Annotated in this window: 6 protein-coding genes; 2 read left to right on the top strand and 4 right to left on the bottom strand. The window is 69.6% G+C overall.

Annotated features, from left to right (window positions below):
• Both ON21_RS25355 and ON21_RS25350 read right to left on the bottom strand, forming a co-directional pair.
• On the bottom strand, positions 1-1,129 hold a 1,129-nt coding region (locus tag ON21_RS25355; RefSeq protein WP_039801661.1), incomplete at its 3' end, for an acetyl-CoA carboxylase biotin carboxylase subunit.
• A gap of 5 nt (positions 1,130-1,134) precedes the next feature.
• On the bottom strand, positions 1,135-2,733 hold the full coding sequence (locus ON21_RS25350; RefSeq protein ID WP_039801656.1) for a carboxyl transferase domain-containing protein: 1,599 nt from the start codon (positions 2,731-2,733) through the stop codon (positions 1,135-1,137).
• Positions 2,734-2,826: 93 nt separating this feature from the next.
• On the opposite strand from ON21_RS25350, the gene ON21_RS25345 reads away from it, so the two are divergent.
• On the top strand, positions 2,827-3,420 hold the full coding sequence (locus tag ON21_RS25345; protein WP_039801654.1) for an SACE_7040 family transcriptional regulator: 594 nt from the start codon (positions 2,827-2,829) through the stop codon (positions 3,418-3,420).
• An 8-nt stretch (positions 3,421-3,428) separates the two neighbouring features.
• Here the strand turns inward: ON21_RS25345 and ON21_RS25340 are convergent, their stop codons facing one another.
• Both ON21_RS25340 and ON21_RS25335 read right to left on the bottom strand, forming a co-directional pair.
• The gene (locus tag ON21_RS25340; protein ID WP_039801653.1) at positions 3,429-4,175 is read right to left on the bottom strand and encodes a 3-hydroxybutyrate dehydrogenase; all 747 of its coding nucleotides are present in this window, start codon (positions 4,173-4,175) and stop codon (positions 3,429-3,431) included.
• On the bottom strand, positions 4,172-5,548 hold the full coding sequence (locus tag ON21_RS25335; RefSeq protein WP_039801652.1) for an MFS transporter: 1,377 nt from the start codon (positions 5,546-5,548) through the stop codon (positions 4,172-4,174). Before ON21_RS25335 ends, ON21_RS25340 begins: the two co-directional genes overlap by 4 nt.
• Before the next feature lie 140 nt (positions 5,549-5,688).
• On the opposite strand from ON21_RS25335, the gene ON21_RS25330 reads away from it, so the two are divergent.
• Positions 5,689-6,345, top strand: a 657-nt coding sequence (locus ON21_RS25330; protein WP_174372206.1) for a LysR family transcriptional regulator, incomplete at its 3' end; no start/stop codon positions are given.

Below are 6,345 nucleotides of genomic sequence, written 5' to 3'. Positions count from 1 at the left end.
GGACGCCGAAGCCCTCCGGCTCGTCGAGGTCGAGCACCGTGCCGCCGGTGGGCAGGAACCCGCGGCCCGGATCCTCGGCGTACACTCTGGCCTCGATCGCGTGCCCGACCATGCGGATGTCGTCCTGCGCCACCGCCAGCTTCTGCCCCGCCGCCACCCGGACCTGGCATTCCACCAGGTCGACGCCGGTGACCAGCTCGGTGACCGGATGCTCGACCTGCAGGCGGGTGTTCATCTCCATGAAGAAGAACTCGTCGGGCCGGTCTGCGGAGACGATGAACTCCACGGTGCCCGCGCCCACGTAGTCCACGCTGCGCGCGGTGTTGCAGGCGGCGGCGCCGATCCTGGCCCTGGTGGCCGCGTCCAGCAGCGGCGAGGGCGCCTCCTCGATCACCTTCTGGTGGCGGCGCTGCAAGCTGCATTCGCGCTCGCCCAGGTGCAGCACGTTGCCGAATTGGTCGGCGAGAATCTGCACCTCGATGTGCCGCGGCCGGGTGACGAACCGTTCCAGGAACAGCGTGTCGTCGCCGAACGCGGCGGCGGCCTCGCGCCGGGCGCTGCGCAGCGCCTCCGGCAGGCGGTCGGGATCGTCCACGCGGCGCATGCCCTTGCCTCCACCGCCCGCGGACGGCTTGACCAGCACCGGATAGCCGACATCGGCGGCCGCGGCGATCAGTTCGTCATCGGTCAGGCCGGGGGTGGCGATGCCAGGCACCACGGGGACGCCGAACGCGGCCACGGTGTTCTTCGCGGTGATCTTGTCGCCCATCACCTCGATGGCGCGGGCGGGCGGGCCGAGGAAGACGATGCCCGCCTCGGCCAGCGCGGCGGCGAAAGCGGCGTTCTCCGAGAGGAACCCATAGCCCGGATGGACCGCTTGCGCACCGCTGCGGACGGCGGCGGCCACCACCCGGTCGATGGCGAGGTAGCTCTCCCGGGCGGGGGCCGGGCCGAGGCGCACCGCCGTGTCGGCCTCGTGGACGTGGCGGGCGTCGGCGTCGGCGTCGCTGTAGACGGCCACCGAGCGAATGCCCAAGGCGCGCAGCGTGCGGATCACTCGCACCGCGATCTCGCCGCGGTTGGCGACGAGCACGGTGTCGAATCCGACGGGAACGGATCTGTTCAGCATCGTCATCACATCCGGAAAACGCCGTAGGAGACCGGTTCGAGCGGAGCTTGCGCGCACACCGACAGCGCGAGCCCGAGCACGGTTCTGGTGTCGGCGGGATCGATGACGCCGTCGTCCCACAACCTGGCCGTCGAGTAGTAGGGGTTGCCCTGGCTCTCGTACTGCTCCCGGATCGGAGCCTTGAACGCCTCCTCGTCCGCGGCCGACCACGGTTGCCCGCTGCTGTCGAGCTGGTCGCCGCGCACGGTCGCCAGAACCGACGCCGCCTGCTCGCCGCCCATCACCGAGATCCGGGCGTTCGGCCACATCCACAGGAACCGTGGCGAATACGCGCGCCCGCACATCGAGTAGTTGCCCGCGCCGTAGGAGCCGCCGATGACGACGGTGAGCTTGGGCACGCGCGCGCAGGCCACCGCGGTGACCATCTTCGCGCCGTGCTTGGCGATGCCGCCCGCCTCGTAGTCGCGGCCGACCATGAAGCCGGTGATGTTCTGCAGGAACAGCAGCGGGATGCTGCGCTTGTCGCACAGCTCGATGAAATGCGCGCCCTTCATGGCGGATTCGCTGAACAGCACGCCGTTGTTGGCGACGATGCCCACCGGATGCCCGTGGATGTGCGCGAATCCGGTGACCAAGGTCTTGCCGTACTCGGCCTTGAACTCGTGGAAACCGCTCTCGCCGCTCGGCGTTCCGTCGACCAGGCGATGGATCACCTCGCGCACGTCGTAGGGGGTGCGCAGGTCGACCGGCACCACGTCGTAGAGCTCGGACTCCGGCGCGGCGGGCGCGATGACCGGCCGCACGTCCCACGGGACCGGCGTGCGCGGTCCGAGCGTGGCCACGATGCGACGCACGATGCGCAGCGCGTCCTGGTCGTCCTCGGCCAAGTGGTCGGTGACGCCGGAGGTGCGCGAGTGCAGTTCGCCGCCGCCGAGTTCCTCGGCCGTGACCACTTCACCGGTAGCGGCCTTCACCAGCGGCGGGCCGCCGAGGAAGATGGTGCCCTGGTTGCGCACGATCACGGCTTCGTCGCTCATCGCGGGTACGTAGGCGCCGCCCGCGGTGCAGGAGCCGAGCACCGCGGCGATCTGCGGAATCCCCTTGGCGCTCATGGTCGCCTGGTTGTAGAAGATGCGCCCGAAATGCTCGCGGTCGGGGAACACTTCGTCCTGGCGCGGCAGATACGCGCCGCCCGAGTCGACCAGGTAGACGCACGGCAGCTGGTTCTGCAGCGCGATCTCCTGCGCCCGCAGATGCTTCTTCACCGTCATCGGGTAGTAGGTGCCGCCCTTGACCGTCGCGTCGTTGGCCACGATCACGCATTCCCGGCCGGAGACCCGGCCGATCCCGGTGATGATCCCGGCTCCGGGGGACTCGTCGCCGTACATCCCGGTCGCGGCCAGCGGGGAGAGTTCGAGGAACGGGCTCCCCGGGTCCAGCAGTTGGTCCACCCGCTGTCTGGGCAGGAGTTTGCCCCGCGCGACGTGGCGGTCGCGCGCCTTCGGGGGCCCGCCCAGCGCCGCGGCGGACAGCCGGGCGCGCAGGTCGTCGACCAGCGCCGCGTGCGCGGCGCGGTTTCCGACGGCCTCTTCGGTAACGGTCATCACGCCATCCTGTCGTCCAGTTAGTCGACGATAACTGGAATTCAGGTTAGTCTTGATTAACCGAACTGTCCAGATCGGCGGAAAGGACCACGTGTGACCAGTGCCGAATCCGTCGCGCCCACCCGTCGTGAGCAACTGAAGGCGCAGCGCAGGGCGCAACTGCTGGAAGCGGGAGCGCGGTTGATCGCCGATCGCGGCTTCCTCGGCATGCGCCTGGACGACCTGGGCGCCGCCGTCGGCATCAGCGGCCCCGCGGTCTACCGGCACTTCCCGAACAAGGAGGCGCTGCTGGTCGAACTGCTGGTCGGGGTGAGTCAGCGCCTGCTCGACGGCGGCAAGAAGGTGGTCGCGGGCACCGACTCCGCCGAACAGGCGCTCGCCGGGCTGGTCGATCATCACCTGGACTTCGCGCTCGGCGAGCCGGAGCTGATCCGCATCCAGGACCGCGACCTGGACAACGTGCCCGCGCCCGCCCGCCGCGAGATCCGCCGCACCCAGCGCCAGTACGTGGAGATCTGGGTGGGCGTGCTGCGCGAGCTGCATCCGGAACTACCCGAGGAGACGGCGCGGGTGCAGGCCCACGCCGCCTTCGGCCTGATCAACTCCACCCCGCACAGCGCGAGCGACGCGACCGCGGCCCGCGCCAGACCGGTGCTGCGCAGGATGGCGCTGACCGCGCTGGGGTGAGCGCGCCCTCATCGCGCGCTCCACCCGCCGTCCATCGTGTAGGCCGCGCCGGTGACCATGCCCGCCGCGGGCGACACGAGCCAGGTCACCAGCGAGGCGACCTCCTCCGGCTCGACGAGCCGCTTGATCGCGCTCTCGGTGAGCAGGATCTTCTCCACCACCTCCTGCTCGGGCACGCCGTGCGCCTTGGCCTGATCGGCGATCTGCTTGTCCACCAGCGGCGTCCGCACATAGCCCGGGTTCACGCAATTGCTGGTGACGCCGTGCGGGCCGCCCTCCAGCGCGGTCACCTTCGACAGCCCCTCCAGTCCGTGCTTGGCCGTCACGTAGGCGATCTTGTATTCGGAGGCGCGCAGGCCGTGGATCGAGGAGATGTTGACGATCCGTCCCCAGCCCTGCCGGTACATGTGCGGCAGTGCCGCGCGCACCAGCAGGAACGGCGCCTCGACCATCAGGGTGAGCAGGTCGCGGAAGCGCTGCGGCGCGAAGTCCTGGATCGGGCTGACGTGCTGCACCCCGGCGTTGTTGACCAGGATGTCGACGTCGAGTTCCAGCTCCTCCAGCGCCGCCACGTCGAGCAGATCCACCGCCCATGCCTTGCCGCCGAGCTCCCTGGCCACCGTCTTCGCGCCGACGTCGTCGACGTCGGCCACCGTGACCGTGGCCCCCCGCGCCGCGAGCGCGCGGGCGCACGCCGCGCCGATGCCGCTCGCGCCGCCGGTGACCAAGGCGCTGCGCCCCGCCAGATCGCTCATCGCACGGTCACTTCGGTGCGTGCGCCGACAATCTCGGCGTCGGCGTCATCGATGCTCTCCAAGGTCAGCCCCTTCGTCTCTCGTGCGACGAGCACGGCGATCGCGCTCACCGCGGCGGCGCCCGCCAGGTACCAGGCGATCGGCACCGCCGAGTGGTAGGTGTTCAGCAGCCGGACGGCGATGATCGGCGCCAGCGAACCGGCCACGATCGAGGTCACCTGGTAGCCGAGGGACACACCGGAATACCGCATCCGGGTGGGGAACATCTCGGCCATGATCGCGGGCTGCCCGGCGTACATGAAGGCGTGGAAGATCAAGCCGATGATGATGGCGGACATGATGATCACGTTGTGGCCGCTGTCCATCATCGGGAAGGCGAAGAAACCCCAGGTGCCCGCGGTGAGCGCGCCGATCAGGTAGACCGGTCGCCTGCCGATGCGGTCGGACAGGCTGCCCACCAGCGGGATCACCGCGAAGTGCACCGCGTGCGCGGCCAGCAGCCACCACAGGATCACTTGGGTGTCGGCGTGCACCTGCGTCTTCAGGTAGGTGATCGTGAACGTGACCACCAGGTAGTACATGACGTTCTCGCCGAAACGCAGCCCCATCGCGGTGAACACGCCGCGCGGGTAGCGGCGCAGCACCTCCACCACGCTCAGCGAGGTCGCCTTGATCTGCTCGGCCTCCCGCTGCGCCGCGACGAAGATGGGCGCGTCGGTGATCTTGGTGCGGATGTAGTAGCCGATCAGCACCACGACCGCCGAGAGCCAGAACGCGACCCGCCAGCCCCAGCCGAGGAACGCGTCGTCCGACAGCGTGGAGGTGAGCACCAGCAGCACCACCGTGGCCAGCAGGTTGCCCGCGGGCACGCCCGCCTGCGGCCAGCTCGCCCAGAATCCGCGACCGCGGCTCGGACTGTGCTCGGCGACCAGCAGCACCGCGCCGCCCCACTCACCGCCGACCGCGAAGCCCTGGATGAACCGCAGGGCCACCAGCAGCGCGGGGGCCCAGTACCCGATCTGCCCGAAGGTCGGCAGACAGCCCATCAGAAACGTGGCGCTGCCCACCAGCACCAGGCTGAACTGCAGCAGCTTCTTGCGGCCGTACTTGTCGCCGAAGTGCCCGAACACCACGCCGCCGAGCGGCCGCGCCGCGAAGCCGACCGCGTAGGTGACGAACGCGGCGAGAATGGCGTCCAGATCACTGGTGCCCTTGGCGAAGAACACCTTGCTGAACACCAGCGTGGCGGCGGTGCCGTACAGGAAGAACTCGTACCACTCCACCACCGTGCCCGCCATCGACGCGGCCACCACGCGGCGCAGGCCGCTGGTCGTCCCGCCTCGATCCGCCGCTACGGCGCTGTGCTCCCTCATCGCACTTCTCCTTCGTGCCCGGGGCCACAATCGGTTCCCGATGTGACGGCCCCCACAATGCTTGGCTGCACCGAGTATTGGTGCAGAGGAATTGCGCCGCAATGACCATTTGTGCAGTACGTCTCTGCAAAGATGCAGATATGCGCCCGGCCTCTCCCGGTCGTCCCAGCGCGGACGACCTCCTCGTACTCCTGGCCGTCGGGCGCTCCGGCCGATTCGTCACCGCCGCCGAGGAACTCGGGATCAACCACACCACCATCTCCCGGCGCATCGCCGCGCTGGAGCGCACCCTCGGCGGCCGGGTGCTCACCCGGGTGACCGGCGGCTGGGAACTGACCGATCTGGGCAGGGAGGCCCTGGCCGCGGCCGAGGCGGTGGAATCGGCGGTGAAGTCACTGGCCGCGGACGCCGACGGCAACCGGGTACTACAGGGAGTGGTCCGGCTCTCGGCGACCGACGGCTTCAGCGCCTACATCGCCGCGCCCGCGGCGGCGGAGGTGCAACGGCGGCATCCCGAGATCTCGGTGGAGATCGTGGCGATCACCCGCCGCGCCTCGCAACAGCGTTCGGGGCTCGATCTCGAGATCGTGGTAGGTGAGCCGCAAGTGCACCGCGCCACCGCCACTCACCTGGCCGACTACTGTCTCGGCCTCTACGGTTCCCGCGAATACCTGCGCGAGCACGGCGCACCCGCGACGATCGAGGACCTGTCGGGGTATCCGCTGGTCTACTTCATCGATTCCATGCTGCAAGTCGACGATCTCGACTTGGCCTCCAGCTTCGTGCCCGCCATGCGC

Origin of the sequence: Nocardia araoensis NBRC 100135 (assembly GCF_000308435.1) — a bacterium.
Classification (GTDB): domain Bacteria; phylum Actinomycetota; class Actinomycetes; order Mycobacteriales; family Mycobacteriaceae; genus Nocardia; species Nocardia araoensis.
This window is presented reverse-complemented; position numbering and strand designations above follow the sequence as displayed.

Bases quoted from the DNA above. Each gene is read 5' to 3' on its own strand.
- ON21_RS25335 (WP_039801652.1), bottom strand. From the start codon at position 5,548: ATGAGGGAGCACAGCGCCGTAGCGGCGGATCGAGGCGGGACGACCAGC.
- ON21_RS25350 (WP_039801656.1), bottom strand. From the start codon at position 2,733: ATGACCGTTACCGAAGAGGCCGTCGGAAACCGCGCCGCGCACGCGGCG.
- ON21_RS25340 (WP_039801653.1), bottom strand. From the start codon at position 4,175: ATGAGCGATCTGGCGGGGCGCAGCGCCTTGGTCACCGGCGGCGCGAGC.